Source organism: Pseudomonas sp. MWU13-2517 (assembly GCF_023242545.1).
Classification (GTDB): domain Bacteria; phylum Pseudomonadota; class Gammaproteobacteria; order Pseudomonadales; family Pseudomonadaceae; genus Aquipseudomonas.
The window spans coordinates 300,919-323,876 of record NZ_JALMFA010000006.1 but is presented as its reverse complement, the minus strand read 5'-3'; the positions used below and the strand labels follow the sequence as shown (position 1 = coordinate 323,876).

At 59.4% G+C, this 22,958-nt stretch carries 21 protein-coding genes; 19 read left to right on the top strand and 2 right to left on the bottom strand.

Annotated features, from left to right (window positions below; genetic code table 11):
* Positions 1-83: 83 nt before the first annotated feature.
* On the bottom strand, positions 84-1,304 hold the full coding sequence (locus tag M5B97_RS11495) for a CaiB/BaiF CoA-transferase family protein (protein WP_248731519.1): 1,221 nt from the start codon (positions 1,302-1,304) through the stop codon (positions 84-86).
* A 12-nt stretch (positions 1,305-1,316) separates the two neighbouring features.
* The gene (locus tag M5B97_RS11490; protein WP_003187423.1) at positions 1,317-2,498 is read right to left on the bottom strand and encodes an acyl-CoA dehydrogenase; all 1,182 of its coding nucleotides are present in this window, start codon (positions 2,496-2,498) and stop codon (positions 1,317-1,319) included.
* A gap of 155 nt (positions 2,499-2,653) precedes the next feature.
* Between M5B97_RS11490 and M5B97_RS11485 the strand changes: the two genes are divergently transcribed.
* The 19 genes from M5B97_RS11485 to M5B97_RS11390 all read left to right on the top strand — a co-directional run bounded on the left by M5B97_RS11485 (position 2,654) and on the right by M5B97_RS11390 (position 22,881).
* A complete protein-coding gene (locus M5B97_RS11485) occupies positions 2,654-3,553 on the top strand; it encodes a LysR family transcriptional regulator (protein WP_248731518.1) in 900 nt (299 codons plus the stop codon).
* A 452-nt stretch (positions 3,554-4,005) separates the two neighbouring features.
* Positions 4,006-5,127, top strand: coding sequence for a Re/Si-specific NAD(P)(+) transhydrogenase subunit alpha (locus tag M5B97_RS11480; RefSeq protein ID WP_248731517.1), 1,122 nt, complete (start codon positions 4,006-4,008; stop codon positions 5,125-5,127).
* Positions 5,128-5,142: 15 nt separating this feature from the next.
* On the top strand, positions 5,143-5,463 hold the full coding sequence (locus M5B97_RS11475) for an NAD(P) transhydrogenase subunit alpha (RefSeq protein WP_003187417.1): 321 nt from the start codon (positions 5,143-5,145) through the stop codon (positions 5,461-5,463).
* On the top strand, positions 5,463-6,899 hold the full coding sequence (locus tag M5B97_RS11470) for an NAD(P)(+) transhydrogenase (Re/Si-specific) subunit beta (RefSeq protein ID WP_248731516.1): 1,437 nt from the start codon (positions 5,463-5,465) through the stop codon (positions 6,897-6,899). Before M5B97_RS11475 ends, M5B97_RS11470 begins: the two co-directional genes overlap by 1 nt.
* 180 nt (positions 6,900-7,079) lie before the next feature.
* Positions 7,080-8,573, top strand: a complete 1,494-nt coding sequence (locus M5B97_RS11465; protein ID WP_123716751.1) for an acetyl-CoA hydrolase/transferase family protein — start codon at positions 7,080-7,082, stop codon at positions 8,571-8,573.
* Positions 8,574-8,891: 318 nt separating this feature from the next.
* The gene (locus M5B97_RS11460; protein WP_003187413.1) at positions 8,892-9,107 is read left to right on the top strand and encodes a DUF1127 domain-containing protein; all 216 of its coding nucleotides are present in this window, start codon (positions 8,892-8,894) and stop codon (positions 9,105-9,107) included.
* Between the two features lie 325 nt (positions 9,108-9,432).
* Entirely contained in the window at positions 9,433-9,753 is a 321-nt protein-coding gene (locus M5B97_RS11455) for a DUF2388 domain-containing protein (RefSeq protein WP_123716749.1), read from the top strand.
* A 106-nt stretch (positions 9,754-9,859) separates the two neighbouring features.
* Positions 9,860-10,168, top strand: coding sequence for a DUF2388 domain-containing protein (locus M5B97_RS11450; RefSeq protein ID WP_248731515.1), 309 nt, complete (start codon positions 9,860-9,862; stop codon positions 10,166-10,168).
* Between the two features lie 26 nt (positions 10,169-10,194).
* Positions 10,195-10,515, top strand: a complete 321-nt coding sequence (locus tag M5B97_RS11445; RefSeq protein ID WP_060756468.1) for a DUF2388 domain-containing protein — start codon at positions 10,195-10,197, stop codon at positions 10,513-10,515.
* On the top strand, positions 10,512-12,473 hold the full coding sequence (locus tag M5B97_RS11440) for a DUF4105 domain-containing protein (RefSeq protein ID WP_248731514.1): 1,962 nt from the start codon (positions 10,512-10,514) through the stop codon (positions 12,471-12,473). The genes M5B97_RS11445 and M5B97_RS11440 overlap by 4 nt, the downstream gene beginning before the upstream one ends.
* Positions 12,474-12,736: 263 nt before the next feature.
* Entirely contained in the window at positions 12,737-14,044 is a 1,308-nt protein-coding gene (locus tag M5B97_RS11435; protein ID WP_060756470.1) for a CitMHS family transporter, read from the top strand.
* Positions 14,045-14,109: 65 nt separating this feature from the next.
* A complete protein-coding gene (locus M5B97_RS11430; protein WP_248731513.1) occupies positions 14,110-14,877 on the top strand; it encodes a TerC family protein in 768 nt (255 codons plus the stop codon).
* Positions 14,878-15,128: 251 nt separating this feature from the next.
* Positions 15,129-16,787, top strand: a complete 1,659-nt coding sequence (locus M5B97_RS11420) for a Na/Pi cotransporter family protein (RefSeq protein WP_134661058.1) — start codon at positions 15,129-15,131, stop codon at positions 16,785-16,787.
* A gap of 58 nt (positions 16,788-16,845) precedes the next feature.
* On the top strand, positions 16,846-18,231 hold the full coding sequence (locus M5B97_RS11415) for a pitrilysin family protein (RefSeq protein ID WP_248731512.1): 1,386 nt from the start codon (positions 16,846-16,848) through the stop codon (positions 18,229-18,231).
* Between the two features lie 67 nt (positions 18,232-18,298).
* Positions 18,299-19,330, top strand: coding sequence for a DUF5924 family protein (locus M5B97_RS11410; RefSeq protein ID WP_248731511.1), 1,032 nt, complete (start codon positions 18,299-18,301; stop codon positions 19,328-19,330).
* A gap of 54 nt (positions 19,331-19,384) precedes the next feature.
* Positions 19,385-20,533, top strand: coding sequence for an ABC transporter permease (locus tag M5B97_RS11405; protein WP_123716743.1), 1,149 nt, complete (start codon positions 19,385-19,387; stop codon positions 20,531-20,533).
* Positions 20,530-21,333 carry an ABC transporter ATP-binding protein gene (locus M5B97_RS11400; protein WP_060756476.1) on the top strand — a complete coding sequence of 268 codons (804 nt, stop codon included), beginning with the start codon at positions 20,530-20,532 and terminating at the stop codon, positions 21,331-21,333. Before M5B97_RS11405 ends, M5B97_RS11400 begins: the two co-directional genes overlap by 4 nt.
* Before the next feature lies 1 nt (position 21,334).
* The gene (locus M5B97_RS11395) at positions 21,335-22,273 is read left to right on the top strand and encodes an MlaD family protein (RefSeq protein ID WP_134661062.1); all 939 of its coding nucleotides are present in this window, start codon (positions 21,335-21,337) and stop codon (positions 22,271-22,273) included.
* Positions 22,270-22,881 (top strand): ABC-type transport auxiliary lipoprotein family protein, encoded by a 612-nt coding sequence (locus M5B97_RS11390; RefSeq protein WP_248731510.1) that lies wholly within the window; start codon positions 22,270-22,272, stop codon positions 22,879-22,881. The genes M5B97_RS11395 and M5B97_RS11390 overlap by 4 nt, the downstream gene beginning before the upstream one ends.
* Positions 22,882-22,958: the final 77 nt, after the last annotated feature.

Here is a 22,958-nt window from a genome sequence, read left to right as displayed (position 1 = left end):
CTCTTTCCTATCAAACTCTTGAGACTGGCCAAAAAAACACCAAGCGCACTGACTCCAATCTCCCTCTATATAGAGAGGAAGGTTCAGATAACCCCCGCCTCCCTTAAAGCCGCGACGCTAGCCGGCATCAATCCCAGAACGTCTTGCAACACCTTGAAGGTATGCTCCCCCAATAAAGGAGGCGCACTCCGGTACTCCACTGGAGTCTTGGACAACCGGATCGGGCTGGCAACCTGAGGCACAGTCCCCGCCAAACCATGAGGTAGCGTGATCGCCAATCCACGCGCCTTGACCTGAGCATCGGCGAACACCTGTGCCAAATCATTGATCGGCCCGCACGGCACACCCACTTGCTCCAGCTGTGATACCCACTCAGCGGTCGTCTTGAAGACCGTAGTCTGGCGAATCAACGGAATCAGCTCGGCACGGTTAGCCACTCGCGCCTTATTACTTGAAAAGCGCGGATCATCAGCCCACTGCGGCTGGCCAGCCACTTCAGCGAATTTACGAAACTGACCGTCATTGCCCACGGTCAGGATAAAGTCGCCATCAGCCGTAGGGAAATCCTGATAAGGCACGATGTTTGGGTGCGCATTACCAAGACGCTTTGGTGACACTCCGGTCGCCAGGTAATTCATGGCCTGGTTAGCCAGGCATGCCACCTGTACATCCAGCAGCGCCATGTCGATATGCTGCCCGCCACCGTCATGGTCCCGATGAGCCAGCGCAGCCAGGATCGCTACCGTTGAGTAAAGCCCGGTCAGGATGTCAGTCAACGCCACGCCAACCTTCACCGGCCCGGCTCCCTCATCACCCTCAGGCAGACCGGTCAGGCTCATAAGCCCGCCCAACCCCTGAATCATGAAGTCGTAGCCTGGCCGCGTCGCATAAGGCCCCGTCTGACCAAAGCCTGTTATCGAGCAATAGATCAGTTCCGGATTGATCTCCTTGAGCGACTCATAATCCAGCCCATACGCTGCCAGCCCACCCACTTTGAAATTTTCGATCAGGATATCGGACTTGGCCGCCAGGTCGCGCACCAGCTTTTGCCCCTCCGGCCGCGTGAAGTCGATGGTCACCGACTCCTTGTTACGATTCGCCGACAGATAATACGCCGCCTCACTGGTGTTCTCGCCGTCAGCATCCTTAAGGAAAGGAGGCCCCCACGCACGCGTATCATCACCAACACCTGGCCGCTCGACCTTGATCACTTCTGCCCCAAGGTCCGCAAGAATCTGCCCGGACCAAGGCCCCGCCAGTACTCGCGATAAGTCCAGCACCCGCAGATGGGAAAGCGCGCCCATGCCGTGCTCCTATTAATAAAAGGCCTGAAGACCCGTCTGCGCACGCCCCAGGATCAAGGCATGTACGTCATGAGTACCTTCATAGGTATTCACCACCTCCAGGTTGACCAAGTGGCGCGCCACCCCGAACTCATCGGAGATACCGTTGCCACCCAGCATGTCTCGCGCCATACGCGCAATGTCCAGGGACTTGCCACATGAGTTGCGCTTCATGATCGAAGTGATCTCGACCGCCGCCGTACCTTCATCCTTCATACGTCCCAGACGCAGGCAGCCCTGCAGGGCGAGCGTGATCTCGGTTTGCATATCGGCGAGCTTCTTCTGGATCAGCTGAGTTGCCGCCAATGGGCGGCCGAACTGCTGACGATCGAGGGTGTATTGACGCGCGGTATGCCAGCAGAATTCGGCCGCCCCCAACGCCCCCCAGGAAATACCGTAACGTGCAGAGTTAAGACAGGTGAAAGGCCCTTTCAAACCTCGCACATCCGGGAAGATGTTCTCTTCCGGCACAAACACGTTGTCCATGACGATTTCGCCAGTGATGGAGGCGCGCAACCCAACCTTGCCGTGAATCGCCGGAGCGCTCAGACCTTTCCAGCCTTTCTCCAGGACAAAACCACGGATATCACCGGCATCGTCCTTGCCCCACACCACAAAAACATCGGCAATGGGGCTATTGGTGATCCACATTTTGGCGCCCGTCAGGCTGTAGCCGCCATCCACCTTGCGCGCACGGGTGATCATCGCACCCGGGTCAGACCCATGATTGGGCTCGGTCAGACCAAAACAGCCAATCCATTCACCAGAGGCCAATTTCGGCAGATATTTCTGCTTCTGCGCTTCGGTACCAAATTCGTTAATCGGCACCATGACGAGTGACGACTGCACACTCATCATCGAGCGATAGCCGGAGTCGACACGCTCCACTTCACGCGCAATCAACCCGTAGCTGACGTAGTTCAGGCCACTGCCACCGTACTGCTCAGGGATCATCGCGCCCAGCAGACCTGTCTCTCCCATCTCGCGGAAGATCGCAGGGTCGGTTTTTTCATGACGGAAAGCTTCGAGCACACGCGGCGCCAGCTTGTCCTGAGCAAATTGCTCAGCGCTGTCACGCACCATGCGTTCTTCTTCAGTGAGCTGTTGATCCAACAGCAGTGGATCGATCCAGTTGAAGCTTGCCTTGCCAGCCATGAATGAGTCCTCGTGGAAAATCAGAAGTCGTGGATGGAGCCTAGGCCGGGCAGGCGCAGAGGGCAAACGAGGTTTCCGCATAGGGTTGTGCTAATTTCTCACTTCGAAATAGCCAAAAACGTCGCCCACGCGTTTGAGAAGTGAGTACAACGTACATGCGCAGAAAAATTCCCAGCACCACTGCCCTCGTCAGTTTTGAAGCTGCGGCCCGCCACGAGAGCTTTACCAAGGCAGCGCATGAGCTTTCCATCACCCAGGGCGCCATCTGTCGCCAGATCGCAAGCCTTGAAGAGTTTTTAAGTGTCGAGCTGTTTCGGCGCTCTCGGCGAGGGGTAAAACTGACGGAAGCGGGGCTGTCCTATAGCCGTCGCGTCGCTATGCAGTTGGATGCCGTGGAGCGCGACACCTTGTCTGTCATGGGGCAGCAGGGCGCCAACGTCATCGAATTGGCCGTGGTCCCCACTTTCGGCACCCAATGGCTGATCCCCCGGCTCAAAGACTTTCAACGCCAGCACCCGGAGGTCACGGTCAACCTTACCAACCGCACACGTCCCTTCCTGTTTGCTGATACCGAGTTCGACGCCGCGATTTACTTTGGCGATGCCGATTGGTCAGGCACCGAATCCCATCGACTGATGGGAGAAAACCCGGTTCCCGTGTGCAGCCCGCGCTTACTGGGCTCCCGTGATCACTTCAGCCCTCAGGAGATCGCAGAACTGCCGCTGCTGCAGCAAACCACTCGACCCTACGCCTGGCGCCAATGGTTTAACGCTCAGCACCTGAATATACCTCGCGACATGACGGGCCCGCGTTACGAGCTATTCTCGATGTTGTCCCAGGCAGCCATGCATGACATGGGTATCGCTCTGATTCCGCCTTTCCTCATCCAGCGCGAGCTGGACGAGAGCCAACTGGTGATTGCCAGCCCGGAAGCACTGAGCAGCTCGAAGGCCTACTACCTGATGATTCCTGAGAGAAAAGTCGAATCTGCATCACTTCACGCATTCAGGGACTGGTTAATCGATCAATCAAAACGCTACAGCCCCTGTAACTAAAGGCCACAGATGGATTGCTGACCTTGTAGTCAAATATTAAAAATAACTACAGATATACGTATATGTCGCATTCAAGCAGACTGTACCGATTAATCAAAAATAGGCTTCAAAGTCATAATCCACATGGCTTACAGCGACTATTACCGGCCAATACGCGACCATTCACAGCAACGATGCAAAATGACTCTATAAATCCATGAAGGCCTATAAACACCTGTATTTAAAGCGGTTATTTCCTGGCATTGCGACAATCAGTCACAGGGTGACTTGTAGTTAATTTTTCGTCACCCGTCATAATCCCTTGAAGGCCGTAAAGTTCGCCTGCAAAATGCCGCGCCCCGCTGTCATTTCAGCGGGATCGTGCTGATCGGCCGCCCCAGATGCACCACTCACGGCGCACTGGCCTTTTTACAAAAAGATCAAAAGCAAAAAGATCATGCAGGAGATTTGACGTGCACATTGGTGTTCCTCTCGAAACCCAGACCGGTGAAACGCGGGTGGCTGCCACCCCGGAAACCATCAAGAAGCTGATCGGCCAGGGCCATAAGGTCACTGTACAAAGCGGAGCAGGCATCAAAGCCAGCATCGTCGACAGTGCCTATGAAACGGCAGGTGCAACCATTGGCAGCGCCAACGATGCGTTTGGTGCCGAACTGATTCTCAAGGTGGTTGCCCCCAGCGACAGCGAACTGGCGCTGATCAAAAGCGGCACCGTATTGGTGGGCATGCTCAATCCGTTCAGCAACGAAACCATCGCCAAGCTGGCCGAACGCGGCATTACCGCATTTGCACTCGAAGCTGCTCCGCGTACTTCCCGGGCTCAGAGCCTGGATGTGTTGTCCTCCCAAGCCAACATTGCCGGCTATAAAGCCGTGTTGCTCGCCGCTCATCACTACCCGCGCTTCATGCCCATGCTGATGACCGCCGCAGGTACCGTGAAGGCTGCCCGCGTGCTGATACTCGGCGCTGGCGTTGCCGGCCTACAGGCTATCGCGACGGCGAAACGTCTGGGTGCGGTGATCGAAGCGTCCGACGTGCGCCCGGCCGTGAAAGAACAGATCGAATCCCTCGGCGCCAAGTTCGTCGACGTGCCGTACGAAACCGATGAAGAGCGCGAATGCGCCGTCGGTGTAGGCGGCTATGCGCGTCCGATGCCGAGCAGTTGGATGCAACGACAGGCTCTGGCTGTGCATGAACGCGCCAAACAGGCCGACATCGTCATCACCACCGCTTTGATTCCGGGCCGTAAAGCCCCCACTCTGCTGAGCGCCGAAACCGTTGCACAAATGAAACCCGGCTCGGTGGTCATCGACCTCGCCGCAACCCAGGGTGGCAACTGCCCGCTGACCGTCGCCGACCAGGTGGTGGTGGAGAACGGCGTGATTATTTGCGGCCCAACCAACCTCGCCGGCGCCGTCTCCGCCGACGCTTCCGCTTTGTATGCGCGCAACCTGCTGGACTTCCTGAAGCTGGTCTTCACCAAGGAAGGGCAGTTTGAAATCAACCTCGAAGACGACATCGTCGCCGCGTGCCTTATGTGCCGCGACGGCCAAGTCATCCGTAAAAACGCCTAAGCAGGGATTCAGACGATGGAAGAGCTTATCTCCCCCGGTATCTACAACCTGATCATCTTTGTGCTGGCCATTTATGTCGGTTATCACGTGGTCTGGAACGTAACCCCCGCGCTGCACACGCCACTGATGGCGGTGACCAACGCGATCTCTGCCATTGTGATTGTTGGCGCCATGCTGGCCGCGGCACTCACCGTCACGCCATTGGGCAAGACCATGGGAACCCTGGCCGTGGCGCTCGCAGCAGTCAACGTGTTCGGTGGATTCCTAGTGACCCGCAGGATGCTTGAGATGTTCAAGAAGAAAGCCCCGAAAGTAAAAGAAGAGGCGCCCAAGTAATGAGCATGAATCTCGTCACGACGCTCTACTTGATCGCGTCGATCTGCTTCATCCAGGCTCTCAAGGGCCTGTCGCACCCAACCACCTCGCGACGCGGCAACCTGTTCGGCATGCTTGGCATGGCACTGGCAGTGCTGACCACTGTGGGCCTCATCTATAAGCTTGGCGCTGAGCTGGCCACTGCGGGTATTGGCTACGTGATTGTTGGCTTGCTGATTGGTGGCACCGCTGGGTCGATCATGGCCAAACGCGTTGAAATGACCAAGATGCCGGAGCTGGTCGCCTTCATGCACAGCATGATCGGTCTGGCTGCAGTGTTCATCGCCATTGCCGCCGTGGTCGAGCCGCAATCCCTGGGTATCGTCAAACACCTGGGCGACTCGATCCCTGCCGGCAATCGCCTGGAGCTGTTCCTCGGTGCAGCTATCGGTGCGATTACCTTCTCTGGCTCGGTGATCGCGTTCGGCAAGCTGTCGGGCAAGTACAAGTTCCGCCTGTTCCAGGGCGCACCCGTACAGCTCGGTGGCCAGCACAAGCTCAACCTGGTACTGGGCCTCGCGACGCTGGGTCTGGGCCTGGCATTCATGTTCACGGGCAACCTCACAGCGTTCGCGCTGATGCTGGCCCTGGCGTTCGTGCTCGGCGTGCTGATCATCATCCCGATTGGCGGCGCGGATATGCCGGTGGTCGTGTCGATGCTCAACAGCTACTCAGGCTGGGCGGCGGCGGGTATCGGCTTTTCCCTGAACAACTCGATGCTTATCATCGCCGGCTCCCTGGTGGGCTCCAGCGGTGCGATCCTGTCGTACATCATGTGCAAAGCGATGAACCGCTCCTTCTTTAATGTACTGCTGGGCGGTTTCGGCAATACTTCGGACGCAGCGGCGGCGACTGGTTCCAAGGAAGCGCGCCCAGTGAAGTCCGGCTCGGCCGACGACGCGACGTTCCTGCTGACCAACGCCGACACCGTGATCATCGTTCCGGGCTACGGCCTGGCGGTAGCTCGGGCACAACACGCGCTCAAGGAACTGACCGAGAAGCTGACCCACCATGGCGTAACCGTGAAGTACGCGATCCACCCCGTGGCCGGTCGGATGCCAGGGCACATGAACGTGCTGCTCGCCGAAGCTGAAGTGCCTTACGACCAGGTGTTCGAGATGGAAGACATCAACTCCGAATTCGGCCAGGCCGATGTGGTGTTGGTGTTGGGTGCCAACGACGTGGTCAACCCGGCCGCCAAGAACGATCCGAACTCGCCGATTGCCGGCATGCCGATCCTCGAAGCGTTCAAGGCCAAGACGATCATCGTCAACAAACGTTCGATGGCCAGCGGTTATGCCGGCCTGGATAACGAGTTGTTCTACCTGGACAAGACCATGATGGTCTTCGGCGACGCCAAGAAAGTCATCGAAGATATGGTCAAGGCCGTCGAATAACACTGCGCCAGCGCAATACCCAAAACCCTGGCCTCCGGTAGGCTGGGGTTTTTTATTGGTGTGATGAAACCCGACCAAAGGCTCTAAATCGCCGCCCGGCATTCGACCATGGTAGCGGGCCGAATTTTTTTGAAATCACTAAACTGCGCACCTTGCTTCCGTAGCCTGAGATAACAATTCATGTACCGTGATCGTATCCGCTTGCCTTCGCTGTTGAATAAGGTCATGAGCCCGGCAGATGCCGCCGCACTGATCGAGGACGGCATGACCGTCGGCATGAGCGGCTTCACCCGTGCCGGTGAAGCCAAGGCCGTACCCCATGCCCTGGCGGAACGCGCCAAGACCTCGCCACTGAAAATCACCCTGATGACCGGCGCCAGCCTGGGCAACGACCTCGACAAACAATTGACCGAAGCCGGCGTACTGTCCCGCCGCATGCCATTCCAGGTCGACAGCACCCTGCGCCGCGCGATCAACGCAGGCGAAGTCATGTTTATCGACCAACATTTGTCGGAAACTGTCGAGCAACTGCGCAACAACCAGCTCAAGTTGCCGGACATCGCCGTGATCGAAGCCGTTGCGATCACCGAACAAGGACATATCGTGCCCACCACGTCCGTGGGTAACTCGGCCAGCTTTGCAATTTTCGCCAAGCAGGTCATCGTCGAGATCAACCTGGCGCACAACCCGAACCTGGAAGGGCTGCACGACATCTATATCCCGACCTACCGGCCGACGCGCACGCCGATCCCGCTGGTCAAAGTCGACGACCGCATCGGCAGCACTGCGATTCCGATCCCTCCGGAGAAAATCGTCGCCATCGTGATCACCAACCAGGCCGACTCTGCCTCAACCGTGACTCCGCCCGACAGCGACACTCAAGGCATCGCCAATCACCTGATCAACTTCCTCAAGCAGGAAGTGGACGCTGGGCGCATGACCAACAAACTCGGCCCTCTGCAGGCCGGCATCGGCAATATTGCCAACGCCGTGATGTGCGGCCTGATCGAGTCGCCGTTCGAAGAACTGACCATGTACTCGGAAGTGTTGCAGGATTCGACCTTCGACCTGATCGACGCCGGCAAGCTGAGTTTTGCATCCGGCAGTTCGATCACGCTGTCGGAACGACGCAATGCCGATGTGTTCGGCAACCTGGAACACTATAAAGACAAGCTGGTATTGCGCCCGCAGGAGATCTCCAACCACCCGGAAGTGGTGCGCCGCCTGGGCATTATCGGTATCAATACCGCGCTGGAATTCGACATCTACGGCAACGTCAACTCTACCCACGTCTGCGGCACGCGCATGATGAACGGTATCGGCGGTTCCGGGGATTTCGCACGCAACGCACACCTGGCGATCTTCGTAACCAAGTCGATCGCCAAGGGCGGCGCGATTTCCAGCGTGGTACCGATGGTCAGCCATGTGGACCACACCGAACATGATGTCGACATCCTGGTGACGGAAGTCGGCCTGGCCGACCTGCGTGGCCTGGCGCCGCGGGAGCGGGCCCGCGTCATCATCGACAACTGTGTGCATCCAGCCTACCGCGATGCGCTGAACAGTTACTTCGACGCGGCCTGCGCCGTCGGCGGGCATACTCCGCACATCCTGCGCGAAGCACTGAGTTGGCACATCAACCTGGAAGAAACCGGGCATATGCTCAAGGCTTGATCGATACACACCTGAGCTGATGCAAACACAGTTTCATCAGCTCGGCATGTCCACAAGCACATCTTTAAAAAACTGTACTACTGTACCGTTCTTTTCCTACCGATTTATCCTACCTACTCCACCTAAAATGCCTATTTCGCACTATTTCAGGGCAGACAGGTACAGTTGCCCCATTTCCGTACAGTACAGCACCTATAAACAGTTAACTGGCCTCTCACAATACAGGTGAACTGTATCTACAGAGTCTTGCGCAGGAGGAGGATCATTGGCATCAGTTAAACCACTACCTAATCCCGCCACAAGCGGAAGGATGTCATCATGGAACGTACACTCAGTTCCGAACTGTTCTTCGAAGAAAAAGCTGTAAACACCCAGGCTTCCCTGCCTCTGCGCGTTCTTGCCAACCTGATGCTGTGGCAGCGCCGCATCTCCAGCCGCCACCAACTGGCTCGTCTGGATTCGCGTCTGCTGGCTGACGCCGGTATCAGCGAAGCTCAACGCTACGAAGAGCTGAGCAAGCCGTTCTGGCGCTAATTGGCGCCCGCTGGCCCTGACCCGCCGGGTCCACCGCCAGCACCCTGATTTGTAAAGCAAAGCCCGCCCCGGGAAACCGGAGGCGGGCTTTGTTATTTCCGGGCCTTTGCTGGCCGGTCTGAGGCGGATTGGTACAGTTTCAATAAAATTAAAATTGACCAGTACAGTTAAATCGCACACTTCCGAACGGACAGACGACGGCTTAATATCCACCCACCACGTGGCGAACTTTGTAGAACAGGCGTCTGATGCCCAATAGCACCCATGTCCGTTTCACAGTGGCCGCTCTGCGCCGCCTTATTTGTTTATCTACAGGAGTTATCCCATGTCCCGTCTACGCCTGCTGAGTGCTGCTGCCTTGTTGGCCCTCGCTGCCAACGCCAACGCAAGCAGCCTCATCGTGACCACCGACTCGATCGTCGGCGCGCTCAAAGCCACTTCCGATGCCAGCTCCGATGCAACCTCCTCCCTGCGTGACCACAAGGTGGTACAAGCCGCCCGTGACGATGCTGCCAGCTTCGTCGCCAGTGAAGGCGCCATCCGTGGCGTGAAACTGGAGAGCGCTCTGGCCCATATCCGCCAACAAGCGCCACAGTTGAATGCGGCGACTGATGCTCAGTTGGCCCAGGCGATCCTGGCGATCTGATAACAGATGAAATCCCGGCAGCGCGAGCCGCTGCCGGGCGCCTCGGCGCTGGCTCTCGCCCGGGCATTGCGCTAGCCTTGGCGCTCGCTTTCAGTTGTCGAGACCCATGGCTTTTTCATACCGCCTGCTGTTTGTTCCTATTTTGATCTGCGCTTGCTGGCCACCACTGGCTTCAGCCTTTGATGTGTCCACCCAGAGCACCGTCATAAGTGCCTATGCCACCAGCAAGGTGACATCAGCGCCCTTTGACAGAAAAAGGTTACTGGCCGCCCAGGACGACGCTGCCGTGTTTATAGCCACAGACGGCCAATGGCGGGGCGCACGACTGGAATCCGCGCTGGATTACCTGCGCCGCACCCGGCCAAAACTTAACGCCAGCGACCTTGAACTGGCGCAAGCAATTCTCGTCCAATAATCATCTTTGTATTCTGGAGTTATTTCATGCGTAGCCCGCTGATCGCCGCCGCTCTCGGCCTGCTGTTGTTGGCCGATGTTGCCCACGCACAAACCCTGAAGGCCACCAGCAACATCATCGTACGTGCGTCGGCCCGCACCATTGATTTCACCTCGGACACCACCACCTCGATCCGCGACTCCAAGATCGTGCGTGAAGCCCACGATGACGCCGCCAGTTTCGTCGCCTCCAATGGCGAGATCCGCGGCGCACAGCTGGAAGCCGCGTTCGATACCCTGCGAACCCGCGTGCCGGAAGCCCGCGATGCCAGTGACCAGACTCTCGCCGAAGCCATCCTCGCACTGTGAGGCGCGTCGCCGCCTGGCTATTGGCCGGGGCTGTACTGTTCTGTGCAGGCGCCGCCCAGGCCAGCCTGCAACTGCGGCTCATAACCGATGGTTTGAGCCCGGCCGAACAGCAGGCCAGCCAGGCGTTGCTCGATGAAGCGATGCGCTCCTTGCCGCCGCGCTTTGTCGAGCAGTTGGACCGGCGCATCGATGTCGGCTGGACCGACAAAATGCCTGAAAACGCCTACGGCCAAGCTTCTCTGGTGTCCGAACTGGACCTTAACCGGAACCTGCTCGCCAGCCTGACCGATGGCAGCGCCGCCACCCAGAAAACCAATCGCCCCCACGGCACCGTGCGCCGCGAAATGCTCGCCACCGTGCTGCATGAACTGACCCACATCTATGACCGCGCACGTCTCTGGTCCAAAGACGACCGTGCACTGATCAATAGATGCAGTCGCCAAAACAGCATCACCGGCCTGATCGGCCTGCCCGACCAGTGCCGTGGCCAGCATGACCGCCGCTTTACACTCAGCGACGACCCACGCCTGCTGGACCTTGCCGGCTGGCCGCAATACGTCGGCCGCCGTGGCGAGCGAGAACAGCACAACCATCAAGTTGCCCGCAGCCCGGATATCTACGAAACCACCAGCCCACTGGAGTTCGTGGCGGTCAACATGGAGTATTTTCTCCTCGACCCCAGCTACGCCTGCCGCCGACCCGCGCTGTTCCGCTACTACAAGGAGCACTTCGGCTGGGCGCCATCTGCGCAGGACACCTGCGCCAAGACCTACGCGTTCCTGAACGCCGGCAACGACTTCGCCAAGACGCCGCTGGGCCAGATCGACCCCGAGCGCGTCTACGAAATTGACTACCTGCTGGCCGAAGCCAACCAGAACCTGGTGAGCCGCTGGGGCCACAGCATGTTGCGCCTGGTGATCTGCGCTCCCGGTCGCCCGCGCGGCCCGGACTGCCGCCTGGACCTGGACCAGCACTTGGTACTGTCCTATCGCGCCTTCGTCGGTGACGTGCAACTCTCGAGCTGGGACGGCCTGATCGGCAAATACCCGTCGCGCTTGTTCGTACTGCCCCTGGCCCAAGTGATCGATGAATACACCAAAACCGAGCTGCGCGGTCTTGCCTCGGTGCCACTGAAGCTCAACCGCCAGGAAATCAACGACACCGTCGAGCACGCTGCCGAAATGCACTGGAGCTACGATGGCAACTATTTCTTCATTTCCAACAATTGCGCGGTGGAAAGCCTGAAACTGTTGCGCAGCGGCAGCGCCAATCCACAGTTGACCGGCCTGGACAACATCACCCCCAACGGCTTGCTGGAAGTGCTCAGCGCCCGTGGCCTGGCCGATACCAGCGTACTCAACGACAAGCGCGAGGCGCTGCGCCTGGGTTATCACTTCGACTCGTTCCGCGAGCGCTACCAGGCCATGTTCGATGTGTTGCGCAAGCGTCTGCCGATCAAGCAGACCCAAGTCGAAGACTGGCTGTCCCTCGATGCGGCCGAACGACGCCAGTGGTTCAGCCAGGCCGACTTGCGCACCAGCGCCGCGCTGCTATTGCTGGAACAAGCCAGCTATCGCAGACAACTGATGCTGGCCCAGGACGAGGTCAAGCAACGCTATCTCAACGCCCGCGAGCTGAAAAATGGCGGCATGGAAAAAGCCAACAATACCCTGCAGCAAATCCTCGCCAACAGTGGCTTCCTCAGCCGCCCGGCTGAACTGCTGGACAGCGGTGGCTACGGCCTGCCGCAACCGTCGGAAGCCAAACGCCTGGAATCGGAAAGCGCCGAGCGCCAGAAGCAACTGCAATCGTTGACCGGCGATCTGGATAAAGAGGTGAGGGCGCTTCTGGATCCTTCCCGTGCCGACGAGATTGCCGCCTGCGAAGCCAACCTCAAGCAGATGGGCGAGCATCTTCGCAAGCTGCACAAGGCCGCCGGTGGCCTCGAACTTCCCTGAAACCTCTTACATTCTGATCTGCATAAACTTCAAGACCGTGTGTCATTCCCCTACCCAACGAAAGCTGGCTGAAAGCTTACGCGTCTAGGATCGCCCCACTGTCGGCAACAGACCGACTGTTAACAACAACAATGGTGATTCCCGATGTCCGTCCGTACCCGCCTGTTCAGCCCGACTCCCCCCGTACGCCTCGTGCTTTTCGTTCTGCGCTGACCCCACCCGGTTCGCCATTCCCTAGCCGCGCTACGCCTGGAGTTTTCCCTATGCTGACTTTCCTTGGCTTTGCCATGGTCATCACGTTCATGTTCCTGATCATGACCAAGCGCCTGTCCGCGCTGATCGCCTTGATCATCGTGCCGATCCTGTTCGCCCTGTTTGGGGGCTTCGCACCGGAGATAGGCCCAATGATGCTCGCGGGCATCACCAAGCTCGCGCCGACCGGCGTGATGCTGATGTTCGCCATTCTCTACTTTGCTCTGATGATCGACTCCGGCCTGTTCGACCCGGCCGTGCGCAAGATCCTCAAGATGGTCAAAGGCGACCCACTGAAAGTCTCGGTCGGCACCGCCGTACTGGCCCTGGTGGTGTCCCTGGACGGTGACGGCGCTACCACTTACATGATCTGCGTGGCCGCCATGCTGCCGCTGTACCAGCGCATCGGCATGAGCCCGCGAATCATGGCCGGCCTGATTATCCTCGCCGGTGGCGTGATGAACATGACCCCTTGGGGTGGCCCGACTGCGCGCGCCGCCAGTGCGCTGCATGTGGACCCATCGGACATCTTCGTACCGATGATCCCGGCCATGGCCGCCGGCGTGGTAGCGATCCTGGTGATTGCCTACTTGTACGGCAAGCGTGAGCGTGCCCGCCTGGGTGAACTGCACCTGCAGGGCGACGAGATCGACCACAGCGAGATCAGCGTCTCGCAATACCCGGACGCTCGCCGTCCAAAGCTGATCTGGTTCAACGGCGCGCTGACCTTCGCCCTGATGTGCACCCTGATCGCCGGCCTGTTGCCGCTTCCCGTGCTGTTCATGGTGGCGTTCAGTATCGCCATGATCGTCAACTACCCGTGCCTGCAACAGCAAAAGGACCGCGTCGCGGCCCACGCAGGAAGTGTGCTGGCAGTCGTCGGACTGATCTTCGCCGCCGGCATCTTCACCGGCATCCTGTCGGGCACAGGCATGGTCGACGCCATGTCCAAGAGCCTGCTGGCAGTCATCCCGGATGCGCTGGGTCCGTACCTGGCCGTGATCACTGCACTGGTGAGCATGCCGTTTACCTTCTTCATGTCCAACGATGCGTTCTACTACGGCGTACTGCCGGTACTCGCCGAAGCCGCTAGCCACTACGGCATCACCGCCGTGGAAATGGCCCGGGCCTCTATTGTTGGTCAACCCGTACATTTGCTGAGCCCGCTGGTACCCTCGACCTACCTGCTGGTGGCCCTGGCCGGCATCGAGTTTGGCGATCACCAGCGCTTCACCCTCAAGTGGGCAGTGCTGGTATGCCTGTGCATAATGTTCGCCGCTTTACTGATGGGGATTTTCCCGCTGTTCAGCACTCTATAACCGTGACACCCCTGCCGCGCGGCACTGCAGCTGGCGCGGTTTAACACTCGCTCAAAGGAATACACATGGAATGGCTGACCAATCCGGAGATCTGGATTGCCTTCTTCACCCTGACGGCCCTCGAGATCGTCCTGGGCATCGATAACATCATCATGATTTCGATCCTGGTCAGCCGCATGCCCAAGCATATGCAGGCGCGCACCCGGATCTTCGGCCTGGCCCTGGCCATGGTCACGCGAATCCTGTTGCTGCTGTCGATCACCTGGGTGATGCAACTCACCGCCGATCTGTTCGTGGTGTTTGGCCAAGGCATTTCCGGTCGCGACCTGATCCTGTTCTTCGGTGGTTTGTTCCTGCTGTGGAAAAGCTCCCAGGAGATGTACCACGCGCTGGAAGGTGAGGACGAAACCCACGACGAGCCAACGGGCGGCGGTGGCAAGTTCATCTACACCATCATCCAGATCGCGATCATTGACATCGTGTTCTCCCTGGACTCGGTGATCACCGCTGTCGGCATGGTGTCCCATGTGCCGGTCATGGTTGCTGCAATCATCGTGGCCGTACTGGTAATGATGATGGCTGCCGGCACCATCAGCGACTTCATCGACAAGCACCCGTCGCTGAAGATGCTGGCGTTGTCGTTCCTGCTGGTAGTGGGTACGGTGCTGATCGCCGAATCCTTCGACGTGCACGTGCCAAAAGGCTACGTCTACTTCGCCATGGCGTTCTCGCTGGCGGTGGAAGCGATCAACATCAAGATGCGCACCGCCATCGCGAAAAAGAAGAAACAGCAGGATCCGGTGAAACTGCGCAAGGACATTCCGGGTCAATAAACCTGTAGGAACGAGCGTGCTCGCGAAGAACGCCAACGATAAAGCGTGTCATCTGACTAAACGCGGTGTCCTTGAGTTTTTCGCGAGCAAGCTCGCTCCTGAAGATGACAGTTTTGTTTCAATCCTCACTTCAGCTATGCGATGCTGGCGCAGAACCCATTCGCCAACTACAGCTTAACTACAAGACGTAGAACGGCACGCGGCAACTTTCCTTCGCCCCGGTTGGGGTGCACCCACACGGGGGGCCGAGCATGCTGACCTTGCTCAATCTGCTTTCCGCCGTGACCCTGCTGATCTGGGGCACGCACATCGTCCGTACCGGCATCTTGCGGGTCTACGGTTCCAACTTGCGCCAAGTCATCGGGCAGAACATGTCCAAACGCTGGCTGGCATTTGTCGCCGGTATCCTGGTGACGGCCATGGTGCAGAGCAGTAACGCCACGGCCATGCTGGTGACGTCGTTTGTCGGCCAGGGCCTGATGGGGCTGACGCCCGCCCTGGCAACCATGCTTGGTGCCGACGTCGGTACTGCGTTGATGGCGCGGGTACTGACTTTCGATTTGTCCTGGCTTTCGCCGCTGCTGATTTTTCTCGGGGTGATTTTCTTCCTGTCGCGCAAACAGACACGGGCGGGGCAGATGGGTCGCGTCGGCATCGGCCTGGGCCTGATCATTCTGGCACTGCAATTGATCGTCGAAGCCGCCGGGCCGATTACCCATGCCCAGGGCGTCAAAGTCATCTTTGCCTCGCTGACCGGCGATATCTTGCTCGATGCCTTGGTCGGCGCCCTGTTCGCGATGATTTCCTACTCCAGCCTGGCCGCGGTGCTGCTGACCGCCACCCTGGCCGGCGCCGGCGTGATCGGCTTGCATGTGGCCATCGGCCTGGTGATCGGTGCCAACATCGGCAGCGGCGTGCTGGCCTTCCTCAGTACCAACATGCAGAACGCCGCCGGGCGCCAGGTGGCCCTTGGCAGCCTGCTGTACAAATTGATCGGCCTGTTGCTGATCATTCCGATACTCGACCCCCTCGTACGCTGGATGGACGGTTTGGACTACAGCGCCCAGGGCATGGTCATCACCTTCCACCTGCTCTACAACGTCAGCCGCTGCCTGATCCTGTTGCCCAGCATCGGCCCGATGGCCCGTCTTTGCGCCTGGTTGCTGCCGGAACAACCGGAGACCAATGGCAAGGCCAAGCCGCGCCACCTGGACCCGGCCTCCCTCGCCACACCCAGCCTGGCCCTGGCCAACGCCGCCCGAGAGACGTTGCGCCTGGGCGACCTGATCGACAACATGCTCACCGCAATGCAGGAAGTGCTGCGCGGCAAACAGACCGCCATCACTCAGGAAATGCGCAGCCTCAGCGATGACGTCGAAGCGCTCTACAGCGCGATCAAGCTGTACCTCGCACAAATGCCCCGTGAAGACCTCAGTGAACAGGACAGCCGTCGCTGGGCCGAGATCATCGAGTTGTCGATCAACTTGAAACTGGCCGGCGACCTGATCGAACGCATGCTGCGCAAAGTCCAGCAGCAGAAAACCTCACAACGCCGACAGTTCTCTGAAGTGGGCCTGGAAGAATTGACCGACCTGCACGGCCAGTTGATCGCCAACCTGCGCCTGGGCCTGTCGGTGTTTCTCAGCGGCGACCCGGAAAGTGCCCGGCAATTGCTGCGTGAGAAGCGCCGCTTTCGCGCCCAGGAACGGCGTTTGGCTCACGCCCATGTCAGCCGCCTGCAACGCAAAATCGTACAAAGCCTGGAGACCAGTTCCCTGCACCTGGAACTGATTGCCGACATGAAACGCCTCAACTCGTTGTTTTGCAGCAGCGCTTATGTAGTGTTGGAAACCTCTGACACTGGTGCACTCTCCGCCGAAGAAATTGCCGACATCACCCATTCGCCCTGAACGTACGATGGCCCGTGAAGTCAGTTAACAGTGGACCTCACCCGCCGGGAAGCTTGTTATGCGTCGCCTGTTATTCGCCTGCCTGCTCATGGGTTCGGCATACACCTTTGCCTTTGACCGCCTGCACGTCGAGGGCTACACCCTGCCCAACGGCCTGCAGGTGCTGCTCAAACCGGGCACCGAGCGCGGGCACGTGGCCATCCGCCTGGTGGTGGGCGTCGGCCTGGATGATTTCAGTTGTGAAGACAAAGAGCTGCCGCACCTGCTCGAACACTTGCTCTTCAGCGGTATCGACGGTGCAGGCGAAGGCGACCTCGAAGACCGTATGCAAGCCCTCGGCGGCGAGTGGAATGCCTATACCAGCAACGCCGACACCACCTTTGTGATCGAGGCCCCGGCACAAAACCAGCGCAAGGTGCTGGACCTGCTGCTGGCGATCCTCACCCGCACCCAATTGACCGACGCACACATCAATGCCGCCAAACAGGTAGTGGAACGCGAAGACGGCGGTCATTATTCGCACCTGCAGCGCCTGCTCGACCGCCAGGACCTCGGCCACAGCGCCAGCAATCAACTGGCTGTCGAACTGGGGCTCAAGTGCGCCGAGCGGGCTCAGGTCAACCACCTGACACGCGATCAGCTGGAGAAACTGCGCAAAGATTGGTACGCGCCCAACAATATGACTCTGATCATCGTAGGCGAGCTCGACAAGTTGCTGCCGGCTTATCTGGAACGCACCTATGGGCAGCTTGACCCGGTGGAGCCGAGCGAGCATCGGCCACTGCCGGAAATCCAGCATGCCGCCGCCAGCCAGCGTGATTTGATCCATGGCTGGGTCGGTGACGGCGCCAAGTTGCACTGGCTGTTCCCGGAGCCGGTGCTGGACGATCAGCATGATGAAACCTACGACCTGCTCAAGGACTACCTCGACTGGGCGTTATACCGCCAATTACGCCTCAAGCACGGTTTGTCCTACGGCCCGTGGAGTGAGCGCGAAGTGCTCGGCAGCGTAGGTTTTCTGAGCATGAATGCCGACCTTGAGCGGGACAACCTCGGTAAAGCGGAACAGGTGCTGCAAGACCTCAAGGCGCAATTGCTCAAGGACGGTCTCGACCCCGCCACCTTCAACCGCCTGCAACAAGCCGCCATCGCGCGCGAAGCCTGGGCCGTGCAAGGCAACAGCGCATTGGCCGACTATTACTGGAGCGCATCGGGTGACTACGCCGATGGCCACTTCAGCGACCCGGTCAAACGCATCAAGGCGGTTAACCTTGAGCAGGCCAACCAGGCCATGCGTCAAGTGCTCAACCAGCCGGGCTACTGGCGCATCGAAAAACCCCTATTGAGCTATGACGCCCTGACGTGGATCGGTGCCGGCGTGCTCGGGCTGATTGCCACGGTGTTGATCGGCCTTCGGCGTTATCGCACACGAGTCGCGCAATGAAACACCGGACATACGGCTAAGACGTTATTCTGTCTGGGATATTTCCTACTTCAACTGTGAATCGCCCATGCCAAACCTGCCACCCCTTATCCAGCGCATTCTCGAACTGATCAAGCGCTATCCTGGGGTGATCGCACTCGGCGGCTTTATCTCGGGCGTATGCAGCTTCATCCTGGTGGATCGCCAGCAGGGCATGGCCAGTTGGATCGCGGTGATCATGCTGGTGAGCTGGTTGTGGCTGATGCTGGAGAACAGCTTTAACCAGTTGTTTGCCAAGGTCTTCAACCGGGAAATCCCCGAACCCCTGCTGCGTTACGCCACCCAGATGATCCACCAGGAAAGTCTGTTTTTTGTGTTGCCGTTTTTCTTCATCACCACCACATGGAACAGCGGCCAATCGATCTTCACCGGTTTGCTCGGCGCGGCGGCACTGGTGTCAATCACCGACCCGCTTTACTACAAGTGGCTGGCCCCCAAGCGTTCGCTGTTCCTCGCGCTGCACACCTTGACCCTGTTCGCTGCGCTGCTCACTGCGCTACCGATCATCCTGCACCTGACCACCGCCGAAAGTTACAAATTGGCCCTGGGCGTGGCCATGCTGCTGTCGATCCCAAGCCTGGCCGCCAGCTTGCCGCTGCGCAGCGCCAAAGGCTGGGCGATGCTGCTGGGGGTGACGGCAGCCATTGGTTGCGCCGGCTGGTTCCTGCGCACCTGGGTGCCGCCGGCCACGTTGTGGATGACTGAAGTGGCGATCAGCACCCAATTGCAAGACCGCACGCCAGGCGATGACCTCAAGGACGTCAGCGCCGCCCAACTGCGCAGCGACGGGCTGTACGCCTACACCGCGATCAACGCGCCGCGAGGGCTGGATGAGCGGATCTACCATGTGTGGAAATTCAACGGCAAAGAGGTCGACCGCATTGCCCTGGATATCCATGGCGGGCGCAAGGAAGGCTATCGCGCCTGGACCCACAAGCAGAATTTCCCGGCAGATGCGGTGGGCCGCTGGCAGGTACGCGTGCTGACCGAAGACGGACAAGTCATCGGCGTGTTGCGTTTCAAAGTCACTGACACCGCACAAACGGACAACCCAAAGTAGGGTGGATCGTGCTATTACGTAGGAATTGTGGATAACCAAACAAGCTCGGAGCTTATGACCACCAGTACGACGGCCGGCACAGCCCACCTCGATACGTCCACCACTCCGCCGTTACTAAGGGTCACGGGGGACTGGACGCTTGCCCACTACACAGACCTGAAAAAGTTGTCGAACACGCTCGACGGTCAATACGACGCCGGTGCCCGCATCGACCTCAATGGTCTCGGCGCTCTGGATACCGCCGGCGCATCGCTGCTGGTGGAACTGTTGGGCCCGGACCGGATCGGGCAATCCGCCGAGCAGGCCGATTGCAGCCTGTCCGCCGCCGACCGCGCCTTGCTCAGGACCGTCTACCACTCCTTGAATGATTTCTGCGTGCCGATCAAAGAACCGGAAGAGGCCGCCGGCATTCAAGTGCTGGCGCGCATCGGTCGTGCGGTCGACACGGTGTGGCAGGACGCCATGAAATTGCTGGGCTTTATCGGCCTGATCCTCGAAACCTTCGCCCGTGGCATTTTTCGACCCAAACGCTGGCGCCTGACGCCCATGGTCGCGCATATCGAACAAACCGGCCTCGACGCGGCGCCTATCGTGGCCTTGCTGACTTTTCTGGTGGGAGCTGTGGTGGCATTCCTCGGGGCCACAGTGCTCAAGAGTTTCGGCGCGACGGTGTTTACCGTGGACCTGGTGGCATTCTCATTTCTGCGCGAATTCGGCGTATTGCTCACCGCGATCCTGATCGCCGGCCGCACCGCCAGTGCCTTCACCGCGCAAATCGGCTCGATGAAGGCCAACGAAGAAATCGACGCCATCCGCACCCTGGGCCTGGACCCGATGGAGCTGCTGGTATTGCCTCGTGTGTTGGCGCTATTAGTGGCACTGCCGATGCTGACCTTCCTGGCGATGCTCTCGGGGATCGTCGGCGGTGGCGTCGTGTGTGCGGTGGCGCTGGATATTTCGCCGGCGATGTTTCTCTCTCTGCTGCAATCGGATATCGGGGTGCAGCACTTTTTAGTGGGCATGGTGAAGGCACCCATCTTCGCCTTCCTGATCGCGGCCATCGGCTGCCTGGAAGGTTTCAAGGTCAGTGGCAGCGCCGAGTCGGTCGGTGCCCACACCACCTCCAGCGTGGTGCAATCGATTTTTGTGGTGATCGTGCTGGATGCGGTCGCAGCGATGTTCTTCATGGAGATGGGGTGGTGAGTCGTCTACACCGTGCGCCCACCGAGGCGGTGATTGAAGTGCGGGGTCTGTGCAACCGCTTTGGCAGCCAGAGCGTGCACGAGAACCTCGACCTGGATTTGTATAAGGGCGAGATCCTCGCGGTGGTCGGTGGCTCCGGCAGCGGCAAGTCGGTGCTGTTGCGCAGCATCGTCGGCTTGCGCCGGCCCAACGAAGGCGAGGTGCGCGTATTCGGCAAAAACCTGCCGAACCTGTCGGAACATGAACGCTCACTGGTGGAACGACGCTTTGGTGTGCTGTTCCAGAAGGGCGCGCTATTTTCTTCGCTGACCGTCACCGAAAATGTCGCCCTGCCATTGATCGAACACGCAGGCCTCAGCCGCGCCGACGCCGAGCATCTGGCGGCGGTCAAACTGGCGTTGGCCGGGCTGCCGTTGTCGGCGGCCGACAAGTACCCGGCCTCGCTGTCAGGCGGCATGATCAAGCGCGCGGCCCTGGCCCGGGCACTGGCGCTGGACCCCGACATCCTGTTTCTCGACGAACCCACCGCCGGCCTCGACCCGATCGGCGCGGCGCAATTCGATCAATTGATCCTGACCTTGCGCGATGCATTGGGGCTGAGCGTGTTTCTGGTCACGCACGACCTCGACACGCTGTACACCATCACCGACCGCGTGGCGGTGCTGGCCCAGAAGAAAGTGCTGGTGGCGGACGCCATCGATATCGTCTCGGAAACGGACGACGCCTGGATTCACGAATATTTCCACGGCCCCCGTGGCCGCGCGGCATTGGATGCCGCTCAATCGCTCAACGAGGTATGACATGGAAACCCGAGCCCATCATGTGATGATCGGTCTGTTCAGCGTAATCGTGGTGGTCGGCGCGATGCTGTTTGGCCTGTGGCTGGCCAAGTCCAGCGTCGACAGCGCCTTTCAGGATTACGAGGTGGTGTTCAACGAGGCGGTCAGCGGGCTGTCCCAAGGCAGCTCGGTGCAGTACAGCGGGATCAAGGTGGGTGACGTCACCAGCCTGCGCCTGGACCCCAAAGACCCACGCCGCGTCCTCGCGCGCATCCGCCTGGCCGGGCAGACGCCGATCAAGGAAGACACCCAGGCAAAGCTGGCCCTGACCGGCATCACCGGCACCTCGATCATCCAGCTCAGTGGCGGCACACCGCAAAGCCCGGAACTCAAGGGCAAGGACGGCAACCTGCCGGAAATCATCGCCTCGCCATCACCCATCGCGCGCCTGTTGAACAACAGCAACGACCTGATGACCAGCGTAAACCTGTTGCTGCACAACGCCAACCGCGTGTTCTCCCGCGAGAACGTCGAGCGCCTGAGCAACACCCTGGACAACTTGCAGCAAACCACCGGCGCCATCGCCGACCAGCGTGGCGATATCAAGGTAGTGATGCAGCAATTGCTGCAGGTGAGCAAACAGGCCGGCGCCGCACTGGAGCAAACCACCACGCTGATGCGCAACGCCAACGGCATGCTCAATGAGCAAGGCAAGCAAGCCTTCGGCAGCGCCGAGCAGGCGATGAAATCCCTTGAACAAAGCACCGCGACCATCAACACCTTGCTGACCAACAATAAAGACTCGGTGAACAGCGGCATGCAGGGCCTCAACGAACTGGCGCCGGCTGTGCGTGAACTGCGCGAAACCCTGGGTTCGCTGCGCGCCATCTCCCGTCGCCTGGAAGCCAACCCCAGTGGTTACTTGCTGGGCAGCGACAAGAACAAGGAGTTCACGCCATGAAGCGTGCTTACCAAATGATCGCCCCTCTGGCCCTGGCGCTTGTCAGCGCGTGCTCGATCCTGCCCAAGCCCGACCCTTCGGACGTGTACCGCCTGGCGTCGGCCCAGACGGCGACCCAAGGTGCAGCGGTCAGTTGGTCGCTGCGTGTGTCCAAGCCGCAAACCAGCGAATTTCTCGACAGCCCACGCATTGCCGTAGTGCCCAATGGCAACCTGATCAGCAGCTATGCCAACTCACGCTGGAGCGACCCATCGCCAGTGTTGCTGCGCAATCGCTTCATGGACGGTTTCCAGCGCGATGGGCGGGTGACGCTGCTGAGTACCGATGAGACCAACTTGCAAGCCGACTATGAGTTGGGCGGACAGTTGCAGGCGTTTCAGAGTGAATACCGCGGCAATATGGTAGAGGTGGTGATCCGCCTGGATGCGCGGCTGGTGCGTGGGAGTGATCAACGGATTATTGCCAGCCGGCGATTTGAGGTGCATCAGCCGGTGAGTGATACCAAGGTGCCTGCGGTGGTTACCGCGTTTGGGCTGGCGGGGGACCAGTTGAACAGGCAAATGGTGGATTGGGTCGTGGCGCAGGGCAATGCAGCGTCGAAACGCTGAGCGCCTTATCGGGAGCTAGCCGCCTCCCACAGTTGACCGCATTCATCCTGAAAAAACGCGATCAATTGTGGGAAGGG